This is a genomic window from Streptomyces cyanogenus (assembly GCF_017526105.1).
GTDB lineage: Bacteria > Actinomycetota > Actinomycetes > Streptomycetales > Streptomycetaceae > Streptomyces > Streptomyces cyanogenus.
Genome location: NZ_CP071839.1, coordinates 3,170,514 through 3,195,153 on the forward strand (window position 1 = coordinate 3,170,514; position 24,640 = coordinate 3,195,153).

Annotated in this window: 17 protein-coding genes; 7 read left to right on the forward strand and 10 right to left on the reverse strand. The window is 71.6% G+C overall.

Annotated features, from left to right (window positions below):
- Nucleotides 1-122: 122 nt before the first annotated feature.
- From rpmA to S1361_RS14250, 6 genes are all read right to left on the reverse strand, one after another.
- Nucleotides 123-377, reverse strand: a complete 255-nt coding sequence (rpmA, locus tag S1361_RS14225) for a 50S ribosomal protein L27 (protein ID WP_023550764.1) — start codon at nucleotides 375-377, stop codon at nucleotides 123-125.
- Nucleotides 378-391: 14 nt separating this feature from the next.
- The gene (rplU, locus tag S1361_RS14230; RefSeq protein ID WP_030653874.1) at nucleotides 392-712 is read right to left on the reverse strand and encodes a 50S ribosomal protein L21; all 321 of its coding nucleotides are present in this window, start codon (nucleotides 710-712) and stop codon (nucleotides 392-394) included.
- Between the two features lie 266 nt (nucleotides 713-978).
- On the reverse strand, nucleotides 979-5,616 hold the full coding sequence (locus tag S1361_RS14235) for an Rne/Rng family ribonuclease (protein ID WP_208032219.1): 4,638 nt from the start codon (nucleotides 5,614-5,616) through the stop codon (nucleotides 979-981).
- A 262-nt stretch (nucleotides 5,617-5,878) separates the two neighbouring features.
- Entirely contained in the window at nucleotides 5,879-6,649 is a 771-nt protein-coding gene (locus S1361_RS14240; RefSeq protein WP_208032220.1) for a TIGR03936 family radical SAM-associated protein, read from the reverse strand.
- A 48-nt stretch (nucleotides 6,650-6,697) separates the two neighbouring features.
- The gene (locus S1361_RS14245) at nucleotides 6,698-7,810 is read right to left on the reverse strand and encodes a hypothetical protein (protein WP_208032221.1); all 1,113 of its coding nucleotides are present in this window, start codon (nucleotides 7,808-7,810) and stop codon (nucleotides 6,698-6,700) included.
- Nucleotides 7,811-7,846: 36 nt separating this feature from the next.
- Entirely contained in the window at nucleotides 7,847-8,446 is a 600-nt protein-coding gene (locus S1361_RS14250; RefSeq protein ID WP_208032222.1) for a DUF3159 domain-containing protein, read from the reverse strand.
- A gap of 171 nt (nucleotides 8,447-8,617) precedes the next feature.
- Here S1361_RS14250 and S1361_RS14255 point away from each other — a divergent pair, with 171 nt between their 5' ends.
- Nucleotides 8,618-9,844: an alpha/beta hydrolase family protein gene (locus S1361_RS14255; RefSeq protein WP_208032223.1), complete on the forward strand. Its 1,227-nt coding sequence runs from the start codon at nucleotides 8,618-8,620 to the stop codon at nucleotides 9,842-9,844.
- 49 nt (nucleotides 9,845-9,893) lie between these two features.
- On the opposite strand, the gene S1361_RS14260 is transcribed toward S1361_RS14255, so the two are convergent.
- Together S1361_RS14260 and S1361_RS14265 are read right to left on the reverse strand one after the other, a co-directional pair.
- On the reverse strand, nucleotides 9,894-11,519 hold the full coding sequence (locus tag S1361_RS14260; RefSeq protein ID WP_208032224.1) for an MFS transporter: 1,626 nt from the start codon (nucleotides 11,517-11,519) through the stop codon (nucleotides 9,894-9,896).
- Between the two features lie 324 nt (nucleotides 11,520-11,843).
- Nucleotides 11,844-13,139: a vanadium-dependent haloperoxidase gene (locus S1361_RS14265; RefSeq protein WP_208032225.1), complete on the reverse strand. Its 1,296-nt coding sequence runs from the start codon at nucleotides 13,137-13,139 to the stop codon at nucleotides 11,844-11,846.
- Between the two features lie 482 nt (nucleotides 13,140-13,621).
- Here S1361_RS14265 and S1361_RS14270 point away from each other — a divergent pair, with 482 nt between their 5' ends.
- The 6 genes from S1361_RS14270 (at nucleotide 13,622) to S1361_RS14295 (ending at nucleotide 20,773) form a co-directional block, all read left to right on the forward strand.
- Nucleotides 13,622-14,086 (forward strand): hypothetical protein, encoded by a 465-nt coding sequence (locus S1361_RS14270; RefSeq protein WP_208032226.1) that lies wholly within the window; start codon nucleotides 13,622-13,624, stop codon nucleotides 14,084-14,086.
- An 8-nt stretch (nucleotides 14,087-14,094) separates the two neighbouring features.
- Nucleotides 14,095-15,609: a hypothetical protein gene (locus S1361_RS14275; RefSeq protein WP_208032227.1), complete on the forward strand. Its 1,515-nt coding sequence runs from the start codon at nucleotides 14,095-14,097 to the stop codon at nucleotides 15,607-15,609.
- An 80-nt stretch (nucleotides 15,610-15,689) separates the two neighbouring features.
- Nucleotides 15,690-16,292 (forward strand): hypothetical protein, encoded by a 603-nt coding sequence (locus tag S1361_RS14280; protein WP_243769169.1) that lies wholly within the window; start codon nucleotides 15,690-15,692, stop codon nucleotides 16,290-16,292.
- Nucleotides 16,293-16,949: 657 nt separating this feature from the next.
- Nucleotides 16,950-18,629: a PP2C family protein-serine/threonine phosphatase gene (locus tag S1361_RS14285; RefSeq protein WP_208032229.1), complete on the forward strand. Its 1,680-nt coding sequence runs from the start codon at nucleotides 16,950-16,952 to the stop codon at nucleotides 18,627-18,629.
- Between the two features lie 160 nt (nucleotides 18,630-18,789).
- A complete protein-coding gene (locus S1361_RS14290) occupies nucleotides 18,790-19,782 on the forward strand; it encodes a terpene synthase family protein (RefSeq protein ID WP_208032230.1) in 993 nt (330 codons plus the stop codon).
- A gap of 301 nt (nucleotides 19,783-20,083) precedes the next feature.
- On the forward strand, nucleotides 20,084-20,773 hold the full coding sequence (locus tag S1361_RS14295) for an esterase/lipase family protein (protein WP_243769170.1): 690 nt from the start codon (nucleotides 20,084-20,086) through the stop codon (nucleotides 20,771-20,773).
- 285 nt (nucleotides 20,774-21,058) lie between these two features.
- On the opposite strand, the gene S1361_RS14300 is transcribed toward S1361_RS14295, so the two are convergent.
- Both S1361_RS14300 and S1361_RS14305 read right to left on the reverse strand, forming a co-directional pair.
- On the reverse strand, nucleotides 21,059-23,020 hold the full coding sequence (locus tag S1361_RS14300) for a TIGR03960 family B12-binding radical SAM protein (protein ID WP_208032231.1): 1,962 nt from the start codon (nucleotides 23,018-23,020) through the stop codon (nucleotides 21,059-21,061).
- Between the two features lie 112 nt (nucleotides 23,021-23,132).
- Nucleotides 23,133-24,635 (reverse strand): CYTH and CHAD domain-containing protein, encoded by a 1,503-nt coding sequence (locus tag S1361_RS14305; protein WP_208032232.1) that lies wholly within the window; start codon nucleotides 24,633-24,635, stop codon nucleotides 23,133-23,135.
- Nucleotides 24,636-24,640 lie beyond the last annotated feature (5 nt).

Sequence of the window (24,640 nt, forward strand, 5' to 3'; positions counted from 1 at the left end):
CCGGCCGGGACCGGGGGCGTGCGGGTATGTCTTGTGGGGGTAACACGCGAAAGGCGGACCCGCCTTCCCGAACGGGAAGTGAGGTCCGCCTCGCGAAGCGTTCAGCGCGTGAATCAGGCGATTCAGGCGACCGGAACGATGTTCACGACCTTGCGGCCGCGGTGGGTACCGAACTCCACCGCACCGGCCTGCAGCGCGAACAGCGTGTCGTCGCCGCCGCGGCCGACACCGGCGCCGGGGTGGAAGTGGGTGCCGCGCTGACGGACCAGGATCTCACCCGCGTTGACGACCTGACCGCCGAAGCGCTTCACGCCGAGCCGCTGGGCGTTGGAGTCGCGACCGTTCCGGGTGGACGATGCGCCCTTCTTGTGTGCCATTTCTCCTCAGTCCCTTACTTCGCAGCCGCGGGGATCGACGTGACCTTGATCGCCGTGTACTGCTGGCGGTGGCCCTGCCGACGACGGTAGCCGGTCTTGTTCTTGTAGCGCAGAATGTCGATCTTCTGGCCCTTGTGGTGGTCCACGACCTCGGCCTGGACCTTGATGCCGGCCAGCACCCACGGGTCGCTGGTCACGGAGTCGCCGTCGACAACGAGCAGGGTCGAGAGCTCGACCGTGTCGCCAACCTTGGCGGTGGAAATCTTGTCAACCTCAACGATGTCGCCGACAGCAACCTTGTGCTGGCGACCACCGCTGCGCACGATGGCGTACACGCGGATCTCACTTTCGCTCGAAGAAACGGCACCCCCGCAGGCCAGTCGTCCAGGAACACCACGGACGACCTCTCCCGGCCCGCCTTGCGTCCGGGAGGAAGAGGTTTACGGGGATGTGGCGTGTTCAGTGGACACGCCGACGGTCAAGGTTACGGGGCCACGGGCGAGGGGGTCAAACCGGGCCCCGGGGGTGTGCGGCCGGTCACGTGGGACGGGCCCCACGGGTGTGCGGCCGGTCACCTGAACCGGCCGCACACCCCCGGGCGTCAGCCCTCGTCGGCGGCGGTGGAGACCGTGGTGGTCTTCTTCGCCGTCGACTTCGCGGCGGCCGTCTTGGCGGTCTTCGTCGCCTTCTTGGCCGTCGTCTTCTTCGCGGCCGTCTTCTTGGCCGCGGTCTTCTTGGCGGCCGTCTTCTTGGCCGCGGTCTTCTTGGCGGTGGTCTTGCGGGCCGCCTTCTTGGCCGGAGCGGTCGCCTCGGCCACCTCCTCGGCCGTCACCTCGCCCGCCGGGGCCTGCGGGGCCGCCTCGGCCGGTGCCGCCTCGGCAGCCTCCGGCGCGGCCGACGGTACGACCACGACGGCCGTCTCCTCAGGTGCGGTCGGCGCGGTGGCCTTGCGCACCGCACGGCGGCGCGGACGGGCCGGGGCGGCGGCGCTCTCGGCCTCCGCCGGCCGCTCGGCCGGGGCCTCGGCGGCCGGAGCGGGCTGCTCCGCCGGCGCCTCGGCCGCGGGCGCGGTCTCCGCCACCGTCACCACGGCCGCCTCGGCGCCCTCGGGAGAGCCGGCCGGGGCCGACACCTTCCGGGTGGCCCGACGGCGCGTACGGCCCTTGGGCGCGGCCTCCTCGGCGGCGGGGGCCTCGGCCTGCGGCGCCGGAACCACCTGGTCCTCGGCGGCCACCGGCTCGGCCAGCGCCTCCGCGGCCGGCTCCGGCTGCACCGGGCGCGCCGCCGCCTCCTCGGCGGTGACGTCCTGGGCGGTCGGAACCCGGACCTCGGCAGCCGGCTCGGCCACCGGGGCCTGCTCCGGCTTCTCGGCCCTGGGGGCCCGCTCGGCCCTGGGCGCACGCTCCGCCTTGGGCGCGCCCGCCGGAGCGGACGCCCGGCGGCTCGCCCGGCGCCGCGTACGGCCACGGCCGGCCGCCGCCTCCGCCTCGGCGACGCTGCTGTACAGCTCCTCGTCCGGCGCGAACTCGGGCGCCGGCAGGGCCACCGGCTCGGCGGCCTCGGCGGCCACCTCCGCGGCGGTCTCCACCTCGGGCTCGACGGCCTCGCCGGTCTCCACGGCCACGGCGGCGGTCTCGTGCACGTGCTCGTGCACGGGCTCCGGGGCCTCGCCCCGGCCGCCGCGCTTCTTGCGCTTGCCGCCGCCACCGTTCGCGGTGGCCTGGTCCAGGTGGACGATGACACCGCGGCCGTTGCAGTGGACGCAGGTCTCGGAGAAGGACTCCAGCAGGCCCTGGCCGACCCGCTTGCGGGTCATCTGCACCAGGCCCAGCGAGGTCACCTCGGCCACCTGGTGCTTCGTACGGTCGCGGCCCAGGCACTCCAGCAGGCGGCGCAGCACCAGGTCCCGGTTGGACTCCAGGACCATGTCGATGAAGTCGATCACGATGATGCCGCCGAGGTCGCGCAGCCGCAGCTGGCGCACGATCTCCTCGGCCGCCTCCAGGTTGTTCCTGGTGACCGTCTCCTCCAGGTTGCCGCCCTGGCCGGTGAACTTGCCGGTGTTGACGTCGATGACGACCATCGCCTCGGTCCGGTCGATCACCAGCGAACCGCCACTGGGCAGCCAGACCTTGCGGTCCAGCGCCTTGGCGAGCTGCTCGTCGATCCGGTAGGTGGCGAAGACGTCGACCTCGCTCGTCCACCGCGACAGCCGGCCGGCCAGGTCCGGGGCGACGTGCGCGACGTAGCCGTGGATCGTCTGCCAGGCTTCGTCACCGCTGACGATGACCTTGGAGAAGTCCTCGTTGAAGATGTCGCGCACGACCCGGACGGTCATGTCCGGCTCGCCGTACAGCAGCGTCGGCGCGCTGCCGCCGTTCTTGGCCTTCTTCTGGATGTCCTCCCACTGCGCCTGGAGCCTTTCGACGTCGCGGCGCAGCTCGTCCTCGCTCGCGCCCTCGGCGGCGGTGCGCACGATGACGCCCGCGTCCTCGGGGACGATCTTCTTGAGGATGGTCTTCAGCCGGGCCCGCTCGGTGTCGGGCAGCTTGCGGCTGATGCCGGTCATCGAGCCCTCGGGGACGTACACGAGGTAGCGGCCCGGCAGGGAGACCTGGCTGGTCAGACGCGCGCCCTTGTGCCCGATCGGGTCCTTCGTGACCTGCACGAGGACCGACTGGCCGGACTTCAGCGCGGCCTCGATGCGCCGCGGCCCGTTGGCCATGCCGAGCGCCTCGAAGTTGACCTCGCCGGCGTACAGGACGGCGTTGCGGCCCTTGCCGATGTCGATGAAGGCGGCCTCCATCGACGGCAGGACGTTCTGCACCTTGCCGAGGTAGACGTTGCCGACGTACGAGGTCGACTGCTCCTTGTTGACGTAGTGCTCGACGAGCACCCCGTCCTCCAGGACGCCGATCTGCGTGCGGTCGCCGTTCTGCCGGACGACCATGACGCGCTCGACGGCCTCGCGCCGGGCCAGGAACTCGGCCTCGGTGATGATCGGAACGCGTCGGCGGCCCTGCTCACGGCCTTCCCGGCGGCGCTGCTTCTTGGCCTCCAGACGGGTCGAGCCCTTGATGGACTGCACCTCGTCGGACGGCTCGCTGGGCTTGCGCGGCTCGCGGACCTTGACGACCGTGCGCTCCGGGTCGTCGGCGGACGGCTCGGCGTCGGCGGCGGTGTCACCGGCCCGGCGCCGGCGGCGACGACGCCGGCGGCTGCTGGTGCTGGAAGCACCGCCCTCCTCGGAGCGGCCCTCCTCGGCGTCCTCTTCCTCCTGCTCGGCGGTGTCCTCGGCGTCCTGCTCGGCCTGCTCGGCGGCCAGCTCCTCGGCGTCGGCGTCCATGCCCTCGCCGGACTCGCCCTCGGCCGCGTCACCGCGCCGGCGACGGCGTCCGCCACGGCGGCGCCGGCGGCGCGAACCGGACTCCTCGAAGCCCTCGGCGCCCTCGGTCTCGTCGCCCTCCTCGCCCTCGGCGAGGTCCTCGGCCGATTCGGGGGCCTCCTCGGCCTCCTCCTCTTCCTCGGCGGCGGCCTCGACCGGGCGGGTCTCCTCGGCGGCAGCACGGCGGCGCCGGCGCCGGCGGGTGCCGGTCTCGACGCGCTCCTCCGCGTACTCCTCGGGCTCCTCCACCTCGGCGGTCTCGGCAGCGGCCTCGGCAGCGGCCCGCTCCGGGGTCTGGAACTTGGGCTCGGTGAAGACCGGCGGCTGGAAGACGGCGACGGCGGGGCGGGCGGGGCGGCGCGGGGCATCGGCCTCGGCGGCCTCCGCGGCGGCGGGCCGGGCCGCGCGGGCGGGCTCGGCGAACCCGGACGCGGCGCGGACGACCCGGCGGCGGGACCGGCGCGGGGCCCCTGCCTCGGACTCGGCGGCCTGCGGCGCCTGTGCGGCGGCGGCCGGCTCGGTGGTGTGCGCGGTCTCCTCCGGGGTGGGGGTGGTCACCGCGGCCTCCTCCTGCCGGCCGGCCTCGGCGGCCCCGGCTTCCTCGGTGACGGGCGCGGACACCCGGCGGGTGGCACGGCGGCGCGTACGACGGGGAGCGGCCTCCTCGGCGGCGGCCTCCGGCTCCACAGCGGCCGGAGCCTCCTCGGCCACGGCAGCCTGCTCCGGCTCCGCAACGGCGGCGGGAGCCCCCTCGGCGGCCTCCGGCACGGCAGCCGCAGCGGCGGCGGGAGCCTCCTGGGCCTCAGCGGCCGCGGGCTCACCGGCGGGCGCGGACACCCGGCGGGTGGCCCGGCGGCGCGTACGACGCGGGGCGGCCTCCTCGGCGGCGGCCTCCGGCTCCACAGCGGCCGGAGCCTCCTCGGCCACGGCAGCCTGCTCCGGCTCCGCAACGGCGGCGGGAGCCCCCTCGGCGGCCTGCGGCGCACCGGCGGACGCGGCCGGCACGACGGTCTCGGCGGCCTCGGCGGACGCCGGCGACCCGGCGGGCGCCGACGCACGGCGAGCGGCACGGCGGCGCGGACGCGCGGGGGCTGCGGGCTCTTCGGTCTCGGCGGCCGGCGCCGGAGCGGCGGCCTCCGCGGCTTCGGCCACCGGAGCGGGCGCGGCGGCCGGGACCACGGTCTCGGCGGCCTCGGCGGACGCCGGCGACCCGGTGGGCGCCGACGCACGGCGGGCGGCACGGCGACGCGGACGCGCGGCGGGCGCGGCCTCCTCGGCGGCGGGCGCGGGAGCGGCGGCCCCCGTGGCGGCAGGCGCCTCCGTCGCGGCGGCCTCGGCAGCGGCACCGGTCTCGGCGGCAGCGGTCTCGGCAGCAGTCGGCGCGGAAACGCTGCGCGTGGCCCGGCGCCGGGTGCGGCGCGGGGCGGCCTCCTCGCCGGTGACGACCGCGCCGGCCTCCGCCACGGCGGTCTTCTCCGGCTCTTCGGCGGACGCGGCCGGAACCACGGTCTCGGCGGCCTCGGCGGACGCCGGCGACCCGGCGGGCGCCGACGCACGGCGGGCGGCACGGCGACGCGGACGCGCGGCGGGCGCGGCGGCCTCTTCGGTGCCCTCGGCCTCGGCGACCTCGGCGGCCTCCGTGGCTTCGGTGGTCTCGGCGTCCTCGGTCACTTCGGCGACCTCGTCGGCGTCGGCGGCCGGTATGGCCGGCACGGTGACCTCGGCGGGCGCCTCCGCGGCCGCGGCGGGCGGACCCGCCGGGCGGGAGGCGGCACGACGACGCCTGCGCGGCGGCAGGGTGTCGCTGGGCGTGTTGAGTTCGGAACCCTCGGTGGGTTCGGTCGGCTCGAGCATGCGGGCGTTTCTCCCGTCAGGCTCCCGGGCGCCGCACCTGGTCCGGCTCCGGTCCCAGGGGACCGTCCGCCGTTGACGTCCGCGGCCCGCGCGATGCGCGATGGCCGCCGTCCGGGGCGCGGGCGCCGCACGGGAGCACTCTGTGTCCTGTCTCGCCGGTTCCGTACGCCTTGTCGGTACGGCCTGGCGAAAGTCTTCTGGTCGGTGCGCTGCCCGACCCAGGTGGCTCCCGAGTACGAGGGCGGCGCTACGACGTCCGTCCCTACGCGGGACCGTCCGGCGCCGTCGCGGCGGCGGCCGGCTGGGCCGTCAGGCCCCCGGCAGCCTCGCGGTCGGGCGCGAGCGGGTCGGTCACCGTGCCGGTCTCTTCATCGAACAGCCCCTGCGCCAGCCTGGTCACCGCTGCGGGGACCGGCGGCGCCAGGTCGGCCACGGCGCGGAGACCGGACAGGACGTCGTCGGGTCGTACGGCAGGCGTCACGTGCCGAACAACCAGCCGCAGTATCGCACAGGGCTGGTCGGTCGGCCTATCAGCCGGCGAACCGTGCGTCTCCAGGCTCACCACGGCCGGGCGGGCGTCGAAGGTGCGGACGCCGTTCTTGGTCATGCGCTGCACCTCGACGCTGCCGGCCCCGGTGAAGGCCTCGACCGCGCGCCGGGCGTCGGCCGGGTCGACCCCGTCCAGCCGCAGCTCCCACACGGAGGCCGTCAGCCGGTCGGCGAGGCCCGAGGTCCGTGCCTCGACCGCCTCGATGACGTCGAGCCCGGCGGGCAGCGACTCGTCGAGGAGGACGCGCAGGGTCTCGGGGTCGCGCGGTTCGGTGAGCGCGATCTCCAGGTACTCCGCCTCACTGCCCGTGCCGGTGGGTGCGGCATTGGCGTACGACACCTTCGGGTGCGGCGTGAACCCCGCCGAGTACGCCATGGGCACCTCGGCGCGGCGCAGCGCCCGCTCGAAGGCGCGCTGGAAGTCTCGGTGGCTGGTGAACCTCAGGCGGCCGCGCTTGGTGTAGCGCAGTCGGATGCGCTGCACCGCGGGTGCGGGCGGCGGGCCTTCGGGCTGTCGCTTGCCCAGTGTCGTTCAGTCCTTCGTGAGAGCGGTCGTACTCCTACCAAGAGTACGTGTGTCGCGCCCCGGAGGTTCCCGCCGGTCCGCCGGCACCGGCTGCCGGGCCTCGCCGAACAGCATGCGCCGCACGTCGGCGCGGGCCTGCCGCACGGTGTCGCGCGCCGAGGCGAGCGCCTCGCGCGAGACCCGGCCCACCGCGCGCACGCCGTCGGCGACGGGCCGCAGGACGGCGTCCCGTACGACGTGCCCGACCGGGGTGAGGATGCTCCGGTACACCCAGCGCACCGGCTCCACGAAGATCCACCGGAAGAGGGTCCCGAGCGCCCGCCCGACGGCCCGCGAGATCCGCCCGGCGACCCGCCAGGCGTGTCCGAGCGCGTCGCCGACCTCGTGCGCGACGACCGCGAGGAACCGGCCGACGGGCGCCAGCACCCAGCGCCACAGCGCGAGCGCGGGCAGCACGAGCAGGACGCGTGCCGTCCAGTACAGGGCGAGACCGGCGCCGGTGCCGAGCACGCCCAGCAGCCACCCGAGTCCCCGTACGCACCAGGCGACGGCCCGGCCGACGGGCGCGAGGAGCCAGGTGTACAGCCACCGGGCGGGCACGACGAGCAGGTACCGCGTCAGCCAGGCGACGGTGGTGTACACACCGAACCCGACGGCGGCCAGCACCGCGCCGGCGCCCTTCAGCAGCCAGGTCAGCGCATGCCCGACCGGGGTGAGCACGCGCGCGTACACCCGACCGAACCCGGCGCCCGCCCCGCGCGCCAGCCAGGCGAGGGCGTGTCCGGCGGGGGTGAGGACGTACCGGTACAGCCACCCGGCCGGCACGACGACGAGGACGGTGCCGAGCCAGGCGAGCACCCTGCCGGCGGGGACCAGGACGTACCGCCACAGGCCCACGAACGGCCAGACGAACACGGCCCTGCCGGCCCACAGCAGTGCCCGCCCGAGCGGCCGGAGCACGGTGTCCCGGAGAAACCGCCCGGTGACGACGAGCGCGTCCCAGACCATCCGCACCGGCACGACCAGCACCAGGACGACGATCCGCACCGGTAGGCGGACGGCGACGACGAGGCAGCCCCCGGGTTGCTGCGGCTGCGCGGGTGGTTTGTCGAGCTCCATGCCCGCATAGACGCTCCGCACCCCCGTACGGATGCACTACGTCACACGCGCCTTGTAGGCCTCGGGATAGCGCTCGGTGAACTTCACGACCGCGACCAGCAGGACCACCGGGACGACCCAGTTGAGCCAGTCGTCCAGGGACGGGACGCGGATGGCCACCCATGTCGACAGGGCCATGAGGACGAAGACCGCGCCCCACGCGGCGGTCAGCACCCGGTTGATGTGCAGGAAGACGGGCGAGTCCCAGAACTCGCGCGGTGTCTGCTGCCGCGCGTACTGCGCGGTGAAGGGGTCCTTGAGCAGCGAGCCCAGCGCGACCACGGCGATGACTCCGTTGGAGATGACCTGGGCGTAGGTCTCCAGCCACAGGAGCTGCGAGCGGTCCAGGGCGAGCCCGAGGACCGTGATCACCGCGAAGAACACGATGCCCACCATGTCGAGGAGGTAGAACCTGCGCCGGGCGATGTCCTTCCCGGACAGGACGATCGCGGCGACCAGTGCGGCGAGCGCGGCGTACTTCCACGTACTGGGGCTGGCGACCACCCCGAAGATGATCCAGGGCGCGAACGAGAAGAACACACTGCCCGCACCGGCAGGCTTCTCGGTCGGGGCCTTCCTCTCCGTCTGCTGAGCCATGAGAGGTCTCCCGTCGGATGCGTGCCACGGCCGCCCCCCTCCTCCTCCATCGTGCTGCCGTCCGCCGCGGGCCGCACGCCGTCCGCTGTGCGCCCGGCCCGCGGCCCTCCTACCGTGGAGATGCGGTCCGGGCACGCGGGGGATGCCGCCGTCGTCTGTCCGGGAGCCGCCATGACGTACCGCTTCAACGACAACGTCCAGTTCGACTACGAGATCCGGCTCGCCCTGGGCTCGGCCTGGCGGCAGGGCGCCGACGTGGGCGAGGTGCTGGCCACCGCCTCCGCCGTGGCGGACGGGGACGGCCAGGCCTGGTACACGGCCTGGGCGGAGCTGGCCCGCGGGGTCCGGGAGCGGGCCGAGCGCGCCGCGGCCGAGGGGCGGACGGTGAGCGCGCGGGACGGCTGGCTGCGCGCCGCCGGGTATTTCGGCACCGCGCTGGTGGGCGTGGACGCGGCCGCCGATCCCGGGAAGCAGCTGGCCGAGGTGTTTCCCGAGCACCGCGCCTGCTTCGACCGCTTCCTCGCGGCCTGGGACCCGCCCGCCGAGCCCGTGTCCATTCCTTACGAGGACGCATCCCTGCCCGGGTACCTGGTCGGCCCGCCGGGCGGGTCCGGCCCGCAGTCCACGCTGATCGTCAACAACGGCAGTGACGGCCCGATCAGCGCCGCCTGGACGCTGATCGGCGCCCCGGCGGTGGCCCGCGGCTACCGCGTCCTGCTCTTCGACGGCCCGGGCCAGCAGTCGATGCTCTTCGAGCGGGGAGTGACCTTCCGGCCCGACTGGGAGAACGTGATCACCCCGGTCGTCGACTTCCTCCTGGCCCGCCCCGACGTCGCCCCCCGGCGGCTCGCCCTGGCCGGCATCAGCCAGGCCGGGTACTGGGTTCCGCGGGCCCTCGCCTTCGAGCACCGGATCGCCGCCGCGGTCGCCGACCCGGGGGTGGTCCGGGTGGCGGACAGCTGGTGGCACAACCTCGGTCCCGACCTGCGCGCCCTGTGGGAGTCCGGCGACCGCGCCGCCTTCGACGGCTTCATCACAGAGGGCCTGCGCCAGGATCCGGCCCTGGCCGCGCAGTGGCGCTGGCGGGCCAAGCCGTACGGCATCGACTCGCCGTTCGACCTGCTGACGGAGGTCTCCCGGTACGACGTCACACCCGTCGCCGACCGGATCACCACCCCCCTGCTCATCACCGACCCGGACGGCGAACACTTCTGGCCGGGCGGCTCCCGCGAGTTGTACGACGCCCTGCCCAGCCCGAAGCACCTGGTCCGCTTCACCGAGGAGGAGGGCGCCCATCTGCACTGCGAACCGATGGGCCGCGCACTGTTCGAGCAGCGCGTCTTCGACTGGCTGGACGACCACCTGCCCCCGGCGGACGGCCGGACAACGGGGGAATGACACCTCAGGCCGCCCGGGCCGGCCCCGAGCGGCCACTCCTGCGGGCGGGCTACGCCGAGCGGGACTGCGTCGAGCGGGGCTGCGTCCTCGGGATCCTTGACGTGAAGAACAGCGCCAGCACGGAGGCGAACGCGAGGATCGCGAGCGCGGCGCGCAGGCCGGCCAGCCGGGCGTCGGCGTTCGCCTTCAGCGCGGCCCGGGCAACCTCCTCGTTCGTGCCCGCCGCGTCGAGAGCAGCCTTGAGCCCGGCGTCCGACAGGAACGTCACGCCGCTCTGAAGTTCGACGGCGGCCTGGCTCTTGACCTCGGCCGGGATCGCCGGATTCTGCTCGACACTGGTCAGGAAGGAAGACGCGAGCACGGCGATCAGGATCGATCCGGCCAGCGCCGCGCCCATCGAGGAGCCGAGGTTGGTGGCGGCGTTCTGGATGCCGCCGACTTCCGCACTCTGCTCGTCCGGCACCGACGAGACGGTGACGGACCCGAGCTGGGACGCGAGCGCGCCCATGCCGAGGCCGACCAGCAGAAGGGGGACGGTGACGATCTCCGCTCCGGCGCCCGCGTCCAGCGCGGCCATCAGGGCCACCGCACCGGCGAGCAACGCGAGGATCCCGAGCCGCACCACCCGCCTCGGTGAGACGTCCGGGAAGAAGCGTGGGATCAGGGTCGCGGCTGCCAGCATGGTCAGCGACAGGGGCAGCAGCCATGCGCCCGTCCTGAGCGCGGACAGGCCCAGGGCGACCGACAGATAGAGCGGTACGACGAAGAACACGCCCATCAGAACGAGGTACTGGAAGAAGAACATGGTCAGGCCCCCGGTGAGCTGCTTGTTCTGCAGCAGGGCCGGGTCGATGAGCGGCTCTCTGTGCCGCTGCACGAGACGGACCTGCCAGCGGAGGAAGAGCCACACCAGAAGCAGGCCCGCCAACATCAGCCAGACGACCAGCGAGAATCCCAGCCACGCGGGCGCATGGGGTTTCGGCCGGAACCAGCCCCATTCGTCCGAGCGGAGCACGCCGTAGACGAAAAGGCCGAGCCCCAGGGCGCACAGCAGCGTGCCGATGAGATCGAGGTGCGGACGTTTGCCGCCCACGACGTCGGCAATGCGGCGGGCGAACGCCAGAATGCCGATGACCACCAGTACCTCACCGGCGAAAACCCAGCGCCAGGAGAGGTAGGTCGTGGCGAAACCCCCAATCAGTGGCCCGAGTGCGATCGCCACGGCACCCGCGGCCGCGACGAGTCCGTAAGCGGCGGGACGCCGTTCCGCGGTGAAGTTGCCGGCCACGAGCGCCACGATCGCGGGCAGGATGAGCGCCGCCCCGATGCCCTCCAGGAATGACCAGCCGAGCAGCAGCACGGGCAGATTCGGCGCAAGCGCCGTGGTGAGGGAGCCGCCCGCGTAAATGCAGCAACCGATCATGAACGCGCGTCTGCGGCCGATCAGCGCCCCGACCTTGCCGCCCGGGATCATGAACATCGCCATCACGAGCGTATAGGCCGTGATGGCGCCCTGGATCCCGGTCACCGTCGTGCCCACATCATCGGCCACGGTTGCGATGGACACGTTCATCACGGAGCTGTCGAGCGCCATCAGGAACTGCCCGGCCGCGAGGGTCCACAGGACCGAACGCGCCCCTGCCGAACTGTCGGCAGCGCCTGTCCCGGGTGTCATCGGCCAAGCATTTCAGCCGCCGCGGCGACAGATCCCCGACGCGCCACGGAGTTCAGCCGCTTGGCCGAGACCAACCAGCCGAAGCCGGCCTGGCGGAAGCCGCCGGGTCCGCCGGGAGAACCAGGTGACGCCGGCGGACGGTGCCGCAAAGCACCGTCCGCCGCCGGCCCAGCCACATGCCCGGCGCGGGCCCCGCGTTCCTGACCGTCCCCCACACTCGGCCCGCGGTCTCGGAGAGCAGCGCTACCAGACGCCGGTGCAGCCTGCTGCTGGGGGGCATGACGCGTCCCCGGCTGGACGCCGGGTCCACTTCGGTTCTGTGGTTCAGTCGGTGTCCTCGCCGCACTTCGGCTCGGCGGATCTGCCCGGCGGGGACGGCTGGGTACCGTCCTTGGCGACCGGCTGGAAGTAGTGCTCCAGCGCCCATGCGGCCAGCCGGGTGCCGGCCCGGCAGCCGACCACGTCCGCCGTGCGGGAGTGGACGCCGCCCCACACACGGGCGTCGACGACGTCCCGGTTGAGGTCGTCGGCGGACCCGTAGAACCGCGTGTTGCCGGTGGCCTCGGAGGGGACGTGGAGGTCGATGTGCGAGGTGCCGAGAACGCCGCTCATGGCGCGTGCCACGGCCGCGGCGACGGTCGTGTGGCCGGCGATGTAGTCCGGGTGTGGCGGAGTGAGGAGCAGCGGCTCCCAGGCCGGGTCAGCCGTCGTCGCGGGATTGCCGTCGGTGTCGGCGAGGCGGATGGCGGTGATCGGCCGCCAGGTGCCGTAGTGGAGCTTGGCGTCCCACGCGGTGACGACGGCGTCGGTCGCCGACGCGTTCACCGCGGCGAACAGCCGGGCCGTCTCGGCGATGCCGAGCCGGTGCCGGGCGGCATGGTCCCGTACGGCTGTCTGGACCTGTACGACCAGGTTGCCGCTGAAGAAGAGGGCGGTCTCGGTCTGCTGCGCGCTCCTGCCCGAGCCGGTCTTCGCGCCCATGACCTTCAGCTCCTGGACGTCCTTGGCGTAAGCGGCCGAGGAGAGGGCGGGGGGTTCGCCGGGGCGGAACTGCTGCGGGGAAGCGAGCAGGAGGGGACGGAGCCTGGCGAGCCAGGTGTCGATGAAGGGCTGGAACGCGGGCGGAGTGGGCCGCCAGACCCCCGGTGCGGGGGAAGCGGTGAAAGGAACGTCCGCGAACCTGCCGTCCCCTTCCCGGAGTTCGATGATGCGGGCGGCGGCGCGCTTTCCGTAGTCCACGCCCCGGTCCCTGGCCTGACCGGCCGGAAGAGCGGCGAGCGAGTCCGCGTACGCGGTGTCGAGCCGCTCCTTGAAGGCCGGGAAGTAGGTGAGCAGCACGTCGTGGGCCGCAGTGGCGGCGGCCGCTGCGGAGGATGCCTTGGCCGGACCGCGCTCGTGCCATTTGTACAGGGCGTAGCGGCCTTCGATCCCCACCACGGCGTTGTACACGGCGACGGAGACGAACCCCTCCCAGATCGCTGCCTGCCCGGAGGGGCGTGGGCCGAGGCTGGTCGTGATCGTGTCGGTGGCGATGGCGTTCCACTCGCGGACCACGGCTGCCGGGTCCGCCGCCGTCCGGGTGTCCGTGTCGGGGGGACTTGTCGCAGCGGTGAGCGTCACCAGGGCGATGGCCGCGACGGCGCAGAGGAATGCCCGGACACGTGAACGCGGAGGAACGGGAAGAGGGGGCTTTTGATGCACAGCGTGCTCCCTAGCGTCGAGTGCCCAAGGCTTAGCAACGGCCCCCTGCGTGAGCAAGACAACTCGCCGCAGAACGGACAGGCCCAGCGCGCCCTCGAACACCTCACCGCCCGTACGAGAAGATCATCGGCACCGGACGGACCCTGCACCCACCCCAGACCCCGGAGAACCGCGCTGCAACTGGGCCCGAGCCGCAAACCTGCCCGTGAACGGCCCTGCCCATCACGAGCTGTGGTGGCCTGCCTGTGGCAGGCCACTTGCACGTACCCGTCCCTGCCGGCCTGCGCGGTGCTGAGTCGGCAGGCAACGCGAACAAACTGAAGCGCCTTCGGCAGAGTTGGTACCTTCGGTGGTGCGCTGGCCAAGTGTCAGTGTCTGGTCGACCAGAGGACGGGGGTCCCATGGCGTGGGAAGAGTGGGAGAGGGCCAAGGCAGCAGCGGCAGCCGGCCAACGAACGCGGATGCGGCTGAACCAGGCCGGATCCAGTGGGTCCGGCCCCGCCGATCTCGTCGTGCACCAGGACGACCTGGGGGCCGTCGGCCATGAGGCGTTCATCCTCCACGGCGAACTGAGCAAGAAGGCAGACATCGCGGCTGCGGGCTCCGGAAGCGATGCTTCGGGATCCACCATGCAGGCCGCCGCCGCGCTCAAGAGCCACCACCTCGGGCTCGGTTCGGAACTCGAATCGACCGTTGAGATCTGGACCTCACAGGTCAAGCACGTTCTCCAGGCGTGTGCCCACATCTCCGATCACCTCGACTACAGCAAGAAGCTGCACGCACGCGATGACGCACGCATCGCCGCGGACCTCAGTGGCCGTGCCGGACCGGTACCCGTCTCGGCACTGAACGAGTACTTCGAGTAAGGGAAGTAATGGGAGACTTCACCTACTCCGACCTCATGTCTCTGGACCTCACCAAGCTGGGCACGGCGGTGTCCGACTGGAAGGCGATGGCCGGTGACCTGGCCGAACTGGCCGACGATGCGCGGGACGGCCTGGTCAAGAAATCCGAAGGCGCCCGCTGGAAGGGCGTCAACGCGGACGTCACACGTGAGTTCGTACGCAAGACGGCCAAGGAATTCACTGACCTCCAGACCGAGGCGGAGAGCATCGCCGCCGTGCTCGCCGACGCACATACGGAGTTGACGACCTACCAGAAGCAGGCCAAGAGCCTCACCGACGCGGCACGCAAGGGCAATCCCGCCCATGATCCTCCGGATCCCGCTCTCCTCATATCGGACGGGCCGGGCGGCACAGTCCGGGTGGTGGAAGCGATGTGCACTCCGGACGGCCCGAGCCAGCGGACCAAGGACTACATCCAGTGGTACGCCGACACACTCACCGGAATCGTCCAGCACGCTGCCGAGGTCGACGCTGCGGCGGTACGTGCACTGCGCAAGAGCCACGGCAACGATCCGCACAACGCCGGGCACGCCAAGTACACCTCCCTCGACGAGGAACAACTACCCCGGGCGGAGGAGCTGGCCGCGCTGGGCCGCGACGCCGACGAAAAGCAGCGGGCAGAGCTGAAGCGCCTGTGGGAATCGCTGAGCCCCGAGGCGCGGGCTCGCCTCTGGCTCGCGAAGAAGGACGACCTGATGGGGGCCGGCGTACTGAGCCCCACCATGCCACAGGTCGCGGCCGACGCCGGGGCAGGGCGGCACGGATCGGAGTCACCCGGATTCGACGAGTGGGCCACCAAGCGCAAGATGGAGTTGCTCACAGAGGGCGCCGACTGGAAAGGCATGACGGACGCATCCCGGAACATGGCGCACTATCTGAGTAACAGCGGCACCCCCATGGGCCTGCCCGTGGACAAGATGATGACGGATGTCCCCGCGTTCAAGACGTACGTCGACGACACGGTGCGGCTCAACCAGGACGCCTGGCGCGAGCAGGCTCTCAAAGAGTTTCGAAAGAACGGCGGCAAGCCGGTGGCCTTCCCGGTGGAGGCGAAGCGCGACACGAACTTCTACTTCACCAAGGAACTCGACGAGAACTGGTTCTACGCAGTGGGTGGCGCCAACAGCAACGTGACCGGTGTGGTCACGGCGGTTCCCGACGGCCACGGCAACGCGAAGATCGGCATCGACTACCAGGCGAACGTCTGGGACCGGTACAACTGGGACGAAGGCAAGGGGGTCACCATCGGCCCACTGGACATCCCGGACGGACAGATGGCGAAGCTGCACCGGACCGGGCTCGCCCAGGAGTTCGACATGGCGGGCAGCAGCGGTGTCCGGCACTACGATCTCGGCTCTTCACAGCCCAACAACGACCCACTACCGGGTCCCGACGAAAGCAGGGACGGACGCATGGACCCCGGCCGGGAGCAGCAGCAGGGCCGCACAACCGGCAGGGAGACGGGCAGGACGGCGGTCCGGTGAACGACTTCTCCCCCTGCAGGACTCCCGAGGGCCCCGTCGGGGACGGCGGCAGCAGCCGTGGTCGCCAACGAAAGTGGCTCGTGGCAGGCGTGACCACCGCCGCGCTGACCGTGACCGGCGCCGTGGTCGCCGCGGGATCGCTCCTAGGCGGCGGCGGTGACCGGCCGGCCGACAGGGGGGCGGACACGCGGTGGGCCGAGGGGATCAGGCCCGAGTGGATGAGCGAGCACATGGGTCTCGACGTCCCGGCCACAGCCCGGTCCGCTCAGGCCGCCTACAAGGTCACGTCCCGCTTCGACACCGGCCTCCTCACCTTCACCCTGACGAGGTCCGAGGCCGAGGCCTATCTGGAGAAACACCATCCGACCGGCAAGTGGCTGACGCCGACGGCGGCCCAGCCCGACACACCTCCGTCGGATTTCGCCCACTTCGGGCTGCCGGAACCTGAGACCTTCAAGGACGGCATGCGGTACGGCGACGTCTGCCCCGGCACCGACGACGAGCCCGCCGGCACTCCGGGCGTCCTCACCACCGATCCGTACGACACCTCAGACGACAAGTGCACCAGCTTGTACGCACACGAGTACGCCCCGAACCGCACCCGCATCTATCTCCGCACGCACTTCGAACCAGGTATCAGCCCCCTCCCGACGCCCTCTTCCGCACCGTCACCGGCACGCTGAGCGCGCACGCCGGTCCTGGGCCGGTAGCGAGTTCCCGGACAGGCCTTCCACCCCGTCGGGCGGATGGCGGGCGCGGTACCGGTTGGTCACACGCCGGCGAGCCCTCTTCCTGCAAGGGAAAAGGGGGGGCTCAATGGCGATGCTGGTCATGCACAAGCCGGAGGCAAAGACCCACTCCGCTTCGCAGACGAGCGCTGAGCACTTCCGGGGCCCGGCACGAGACGCCAGCGGTGCCGACACACGAGGCCGGCACAGCCACCGCCTCGTCCCGGCCCACCTCCGCCAACGGCTGTCCGTTCAGCCGTTGAGCGTGCTTGACGGCCGGTGGTGGGCGCGCGGTTGTGGTGAAACTCTTCGCGTGGCTGGCAGACGTAGTCTGCCGAGTGGGGCATCTGGCGCAAGATCCGGAAAGTCACTACCATGCGCACGATCCGGCCACAGTCGGGTCGTTCAGGCGATCTTCCCTGGAAGAGCGGGAGCGCATTCAGCTGCGAAACCCCCGTCACCTATTGGAGGGGTTGGTGTCCCAGTCCCGTAGGTCTCAAGTCGCCATACTGGCTGGTTTCCGTCGGCCGCTCACCACAGTTCGTGGCCGATTCGGTTGAGCACCGTTGACCCCTCAGAGGGAAGTAGTTCACGCCGCGGCAGGGAGATCTAGTGGAAGACGTCGGATCGGTGCGCACTGCCGTGCTCCGGGAAGATGAGTTCGATTCCGGCGCATTCCAGGCCAGCGCGAGCATCGTGCAGGCGGGCTTCTACTGCTGGGAGATCGCCACGGGCGAGGTGAGCTGCGATCCCCTCACCCTCGCGCTGCACGGCCTGCCCGAGAACGGCCCGTCGGACATCTCGAGCTTCCTGGCCACCGTGCACGAGTCCGATCTGGCCGATGTGCGCGATGCCTTGGGTCTGATAGCGGAGTCCTGCGGCAACTACCAGATCGAGTACCGCGTCACCTCCGACGACGGCCGGCTCAGGTCCCTGGAAGCCCGGGGCCGCGTCCTGCCCGGCGCTGACGGGCTGCCGGCCCGCATGGTCGGAGTGGTCATGGACACCACGGCCGTCCATGAACGCCACGAGGCGGAGAAGCGTCGGCTGTACGAGCGCGCCACCCGTGACCGCTGGATGCGGGAGCTGACCTCGGCTCTGGCCGCCGCGGTGACGGTCAGGGACATCATGACCGCCGCACAAGCAGGATTGCGTACCTTCGGAGCGGACGCACTGGCGGTGATCGCCCCGGAAGGGAACCGGTTGACCGTCGTCGCCTCGTGCGCCGACGACGAGCAGAAGGAGGACTCTCTTCGAGTCCTCGACGCCACGGCCCGCGCCCTCGTGGAGGAGTCACTCGTCCGGAGAGCGCCCGTTCTCGTCCGCTCCGCGGACGAACTGATCACCGATCATCCGCACCTGGCACCGCTCGCGCAGTCGGCCCCACAGGCGTGGGCGGCGGTGCCGCTCACGGACTCGCGCGGCCGCGCCAGTTCCTGCCTCGTCAGTTTCCCCGAGCCGCAGGAGTTCCTGACCGAGGAGCGGGCCCTCCTGGTCGCCGCCATGGGACTGCTCGCCCAGTCACTGGAGCGAGCCGGCATGTACGAGTCGGAACACGCACTCGCCACCGAGCTCCAGCGTGGCATGCTGCCGCGCGGGCCGCTCACCGTGCCGGGTGTGACCATCGCCGCCCGCTACCAGGCTGCCACCTCCGGCATGTGGATCGGTGGCGACTGGTACGACGCCATCAGCCTGCCCGACGGTGGCGTGGCTCTGGTCATAGGAGACGTGCAGGGACACAGCGTTCACGCCGCGTCTCTCATGGGGCGGCTGCGTACCGCCGTGCACGCCTACGCGAACGAAGGACACCCGCCCGCGGCCGTCCTGGAACGCACCAACCGCCTGCTGGCCGAGCTGAACACCGACCCGGACTCGGCCCTGTTCGCCACATGCTGCTACATGGCGCTCAACCCCTTCGACGGAACGCTCCGGGTGTGCCGGGCCGGTCATCCGGCCCCAGCGCTGATCACGCCCCGCAAACCGCCGCGACTCCTGGAGGTCCCCGGCGGCCTCCCTCTGGGAATCGACCGGGAGCAGCGGTACCCCACCACCCGCCTTCGCATCGCTCCGGGCAGCGTGCTCGCGCTGACCACCGACGGCCTGCTCGAAGCCGTGAACAAGGACATCGACCAGGGCACCGAGAGGTTTCTCCGAGGTCTGCGAGGCGCTCCCACTGCGGACCTGGAGAGGGTTGTCGACGACCTCCTCGACGGTACGCAGAAGGCTCACGGCCTGGGCGACGACGTCGCTCTGCTCCTGGCTCGTCTGAACCGGCCCGGCCACCGCAGCTGACCCTGCCCTGACCCCGCCTGTTCCCAACAGGCCGCTGTCGCCGGGACCTCGTATGAGCGGACCACCGAATTGCCCGGCCGTTGTGCTTCTCCGCAGGGTAATTTACGCCGGTGTCACTGGATGTCGCGAGGCAGAGGATTACCGAGAAGCGAGCTGACGAATGGACAATTTCCGGATTCCGGACCTCTACATACCCGTACCGGCAGCGCTCAATCCGGAACTCCAGGAGGCTGCTGCGGCGGCTGAGGCATGGCTGGACGAGTTCGGCCTGGTGCCCACCGAGGAGGCGCGTCGGCATGTGCAGCGCACTCGTGTGGACCGGCTTACCGCATGGCTGTGCCCGAACGCTGAGCAGGAGGCGCTGACGCTGATCACCCAGTGGAACGCGTGGCTCTTCCAGTTGGACGACCAGTTCGACGACGACCCGGTGCGCGGTTACCAGCCCGAGCGGTGGCGGGAGGCGTTCGGGCCACTGTTCGCCGTCTTCGACGGAACCGTTGCGGCCGGGCGACTGGCGCGCTCCCTGGCCGATCTGTGGCGCCGCACGACGGCTGTCCGTTCCTCCGCATGGCAGCGACGATTCATCCCGCACCTGCTGTGGTATTTCGACAGCTACCGGGCCGACATGATTCATCGTGAGGAAGGGCGCGTACCCGGCCTGCAGCAATATCTCGCCCACCGCCGCGCCTCGTTCGCGTTCGACGCCGTTCTGGACCTGATGGAAATCGGTACCGGTGTCGACCTGTCCGACCAACTGCATGCGAACCCGGCCTTTGCGGACATGCGAGAGGCGGTGATCTACGCGAACGCCTGCATCAACGACCTCTACTCGCTACCCAAAGAACTCGCGCATGACTATGCGTTCAACGCCGTCACGGTGATCTGCCATCATCACCGGTGCAGCCTCCAGGAGGCGGTGGAGCGAGTGGCCGTGATGCAGGCCGGATACGTCCAGCGCATCCTCGATCTCGAACAGGTCCTGCCCGAACGGCTGACGCGTTCCGGCCTCGCCGACGACGTCGACGAGGCACTGCTCTGCGTCAGGGACTTCCACGCGCTCACCGCCGGGAACGTCGCCTGGTCGAAGGAGACGGGGCGGTACGCCGAGATAGAGACCGAACCGACCTACCTGGCCGACTTGTTCATTCCGTAGGACCCGACGGCCGCCCTGTGGCCGCTCCACAGGGCGCGCAGGACGCGCCGCGCCGAGGACCGGCCGGGTGGAAACATTTCCGCGCACGCCTCTTGACCACTGATACCTACCGGTCAGTACGCTCACGCCACCCTCGATGACACCGGTGTCCTCTCCCCCGTGCGGCCACGGCGAACGGCCCCCCGGCATGCCGCCGCACGCCCCTAGGCAGGAGCTCCCGCGACCCGGGAAACGCCCCAGCGCTGTCCTTCGCCAGAACGCGCCGTCGAGCGCTGTCCCGAACCCCACCCGGGAGTCCGTCGTGAACAAAACCCTTGCCGGCGCAGCCGTCGCCGTGGCCGCCGCCCTTCTCGCCGTACACGCCTCCCTCCCCGCCCAGGCGTCGAACAGCTCGACCTTCGACTCGACCAGCAATCCCGTCCTCTTTGTGCACGGTTACACCGGTGACGCCGGCAACTGGAACACCATGGCGGGCCGTTTCGGAACCGACGGCTGGCCGTCCTCGTACCTCGACCAGTGGTCCTACGACTGGCATCAGTCCAATGCCACGACCGCCCAGCAGCTGTCCGCCGAAGTCGACCGTCTCCTCGCCGCCACCGGCGCCACCAAGGTCGACATCGTCAGCCACTCCATGGGAGGGCTCTCCTCGCGCTACTACCTCAAGAACCTCGGCGGAGCCTCCAAGGTCGACGCCTGGGTGTCACTGGGAGGACCGAACCACGGCACCGACAGCGCCAACAGCTGCCTCGACACCTCCTGCACCGAGATGCGCATCGGCTCCGGCTTCCTCGCCGCCCTCAACTCCGGCGACGAGACACCGGGCTCACCCCGTTACGCCACCTGGTGGTCGCCCTGCGACACGGTGATCAACCCCGACAGCTCCGTTTCCCTGTCCGGCGCCGCCAACACCAAGACCGCCTGCCTCACCCACACCGGCCTGCTCACCGACGCGACGGTCTACGCCCAGACCAGAGACATGATCAACGGCTGACCGCTCCCCACCAGCCGGCAGGGGCCGCTCACCGCGGCCCCTGCCACCGCCTCCAGCCCGGCGCCTGGTTGACCACCGCGAAGATCGTGGCGCCGTCCGCATCGTCCTCACGGGACATTGCCGGCCGAGTGCTCGCACGAGCGCCGCGCTACTCGACCGACGGCCGCAGGCGCTGCTCTCCGGGAGCACGCCGCCGACACCATAGAGCGAGGACGAGGCACGAGCGAACTCAGACAGCGCCGCAGCCGCCTCGCCCTCGATCACCCGATCGAGCGCTCGCCCACCTCAGTGCGAGTGCCCACTCGCAGCCGGCGCCGGACCCGCGTTCTTGACTGTCAGCGGCAGGAGCTTCTTCCCGGTCGGGCCGATCTGGATGTGGGTGTCCATCTGCGGGCATACGCCGCAGTCGAAGCACGGGGTCCAGCGGCAGTCCTCGACCTCCGTCTCGTCGAGGGCGTCCTGCCAGTCCTCCCAGAGCCAGTCCTTGTCCAGGCCGGAGTCGAGGTGGTCCCAGGGGAGGACCTCCTCGTAGGTGCGCTCGCGGGTGGTGTACCAGTCGACGTCCACGCCGTAGGGGGCCAGCGCCTTGTCCGCGCAGGCCATCCAGCGGTCGTAGGAGAAGTGCTCGCGCCAGCCGTCGAAGCGGCCGCCGTCGTCGTAGACCGCGCGGATGACGGCGCCGATGCGGCGGTCGCCCCGCGACAGGAGGCCTTCCACGATTCCCGGCTTGCCGTCGTGGTAGCGGAAGCCGATGGAGCGGCCGTACTTCTTGTCGCCGCGGATCTTGTCGCGCAGCTTCTCCAGGCGGGCGTCCGTCTCCTCCGCGGAGAGCTGCGGGGCCCACTGGAAGGGGGTATGGGGCTTGGGGACGAAGCCGCCGATCGAGACCGTGCAGCGGATGTCGTTCGAGCGGGAGACCTCGCGGCCCTTGGCGATGACCTTCGTCGCCATGTCGGCGATCTGGAGGACGTCGTCGTCGGTCTCCGTGGGCAGGCCGCACATGAAGTACAGCTTCACCTGGCGCCAGCCGTTGCCGTACGCCGTGGCGACCGTGCGGATCAGGTCGTCCTCCGAGACCATCTTGTTGATGACCTTGCGGATGCGCTCGGAGCCGCCCTCGGGGGCGAAGGTCAGACCGGAGCGGCGGCCGTTGCGGGTCAGCTCGTTCGCCAGGTCGATGTTGAAGGCGTCGACACGGGTGGACGGGAGGGAGAGGCCGATCTTGTCGTCCTCGTAGCGGTCCGCCAGGCCCTTGGCGATGTCGCCGATCTCCGAGTGGTCCGCCGAGGAGAGGGACAGCAGGCCTACCTCCTCGAAGCCCGTCGCCTTCAGGCCCTTGTCGACCATCTCGCCGATGCCCGTGATGGAGCGCTCGCGGACCGGGCGGGTGATCATGCCGGCCTGGCAGAAGCGGCAGCCGCGGGTGCAGCCGCGGAAGATCTCCACGGACATGCGCTCGTGGACCGTCTCGGCGAGCGGCACGAGGGGCTGCTTGGGGTACGGCCACTCGTCCAGGTCCATGACCGTGTGCTTGGACACGCGCCACGGGACGCCGGACTTGTTGGGGACCACGCGGGCGATGCGGCCGTCGGGGAGGTACTCGACGTCGTAGAACGCCGGGATGTAGACCCCGCCGGTCTTCGCGAGGCGGAAGAGGACCTCCTCGCGGCCTCCCGGGCGGCCCTCCGCCTTCCACTCGCGGATGATCCGGGTCATGTCGAGGACGGCCTGCTCGCCGTCGCCGATCACGGCCGCGTCGATGAAGTCGGCGATCGGCTCCGGGTTGAAGGCCGCGTGGCCGCCGGCCAGGACGATCGGGTCGTCCTCGGTGCGGTCCTTGGACTCCAGCGGGATACCGGCCAGGTCCAGGGCGGTGAGCATGTTCGTGTAGCCCAGCTCCGTGGAGAAGCTGAGGCCGAACACGTCGAACGCCTTCACCGGGCGGTGGCTGTCCACCGTGAACTGGGGGACGCCGTGCTCGCGCATCAGCGCCTCCAGGTCCGGCCACACGCTGTAGGTGCGCTCGGCGAGGACGCCCTCCTGCTCGTTGAGGACCTCGTAGAGGATCATCACGCCCTGGTTGGGCAGGCCGACCTCGTACGCGTCCGGGTACATGAGCGCCCAGCGGACGTCGCACTCGTCCCACGGCTTGACCGTGGAGTTGAGCTCGCCGCCGACGTACTGGATCGGCTTCTGCACGTGCGGGAGCAGAGCTTCGAGCTGCGGGAAAACCGACTCGACAGGCATCTCGCGAACCTTCATGAGCTGACTGGGGGGTACCCCCGGCCGGAGGCTGGGGGCGGGGTGACCATCAAGCGTAACCCGCCCGGCGGCCTGTCCCGAACGCCCAGCCGGATGCTCAGCCGGCCGCCCCGGACCTGATCTTCCTCCACCGTGCGGGCAGCTCCGCCTCCGTGGCCGCCGCTCGCGCCTCCTCCCTGCCGTACAGCACGCCGTAGGTGAACGCGCTCTCACCTGCCGCGTGAGCCACCGCAGCGAGCTCCAGGAGGGTGCGGCGGGCCATGACGCCGTCCTGGTGGTCGCCGAGGAGGGTGGTGAGGGACTTCATGCCCGCGGTGAGGGCGCGGGCGGGGGCGCCCAGGGCCGCGGTGGCGGCCTCGGCGGCGTAGCGGGTGCGCTTGGCCTTCTTGCGGGCCTCGTGCAGGGCGAGATCGCGGTCCTGGCCCGGTGGCAGCTCCAGCGCGTGTTCCAGGACGGCCGCGAGCTTCTTCTCGTCCTTGCCCACGGCCTTGCCGAGCACCTTCCCCGGTTTCCTCCCGGCCGCCTTGCGCAGTGGCGGGTCCGCGAGGAGGGCGTCCAGGGTGTCCAGCAGGGTCAGGTAGCGGCGGGAGTCCAGGACACCGGTCAGGTGGGCGTGGGCGCTGCGGTGCCGGGCGTCGGCCCAGGCGGTGAGCCGCTCGGGGACGGGGCCGGTGACCAGGGCGGGCGGGAGTGCGTCGAGGGCGGTTTTCAGGCGGTCGGCCAGCACCTCCTGGTCGCGGTCGGTGCCCAGCTCGGCCGCGAGCCACTTCAGCTCGGCGCCGAGGGGGTCGGTGACGGTGCGGTCCAGGACGGTGCCGAAGGTGCGCAGGGTGCTGCGGGCGCGGCGGGTGGCGACCCGCATGCGGTGTACGGCGTCGGGGAGTCCGCGGCGGACGGCGGGGTCCAGCTCGACCAGGGTGTCCCGCTGGGTGCGGAGATAGGCGAGGACGTGGTCGCCGGCGGTCACCGGCGGCGGGGGGCCGGTCTTGCCGCCGCGGCGGCGGCCGGCCGTCAGTTCCAGGGCGCGGGCCAGTTTCGACGGCGAGGCGGCGGGGCGTACGCCCGCCTTGCGCAGCCGCTTCTCCAGCTGGTCGAGGACGGCCGGGTCGCCGCCGTCGGCCAGTTCCACCTCGATCTCGGTCCACTGGGCGGCCCGCCTCTTGCCGGTGAGCCGCTCGGCGGTCACGGTGTCGAGGCTCGCCTCGGCCAGCAGGGTGCCCTCGGCGTCGACCAGGTGCCGCACGTCGCGGGAGGAGCGCAGCCGGACCAGGGGGATCAGCTCGGTGTCCCGGACGCGGGAGCGGACGAGGGCGGCGATGTCCTCGGGGACGGTGTCGGACAGCGGGGCCCTGATCTCGTCGCGGACTCCGGGGGCGACCGGGAACTTCAGATGCCAGCCTGCGTCCGCGCCGCCGGTGCGGCGGCGCAGCGTGAGCGAGGCGGCGGTCAGGCGTTCGTCGGCGGTGTCGTAGTAGGTGGCGTCCAGGTCGACCAGGCCCTTGTCGAGGACGGCGGCCACGCCGCCGGCGCCGGTCAGGTCGGGCAGCCCGCTGTCGTCGGATTCGTACTTGCGCTCGATCTCGCGTTTCGCCTCCGCCATGCCCC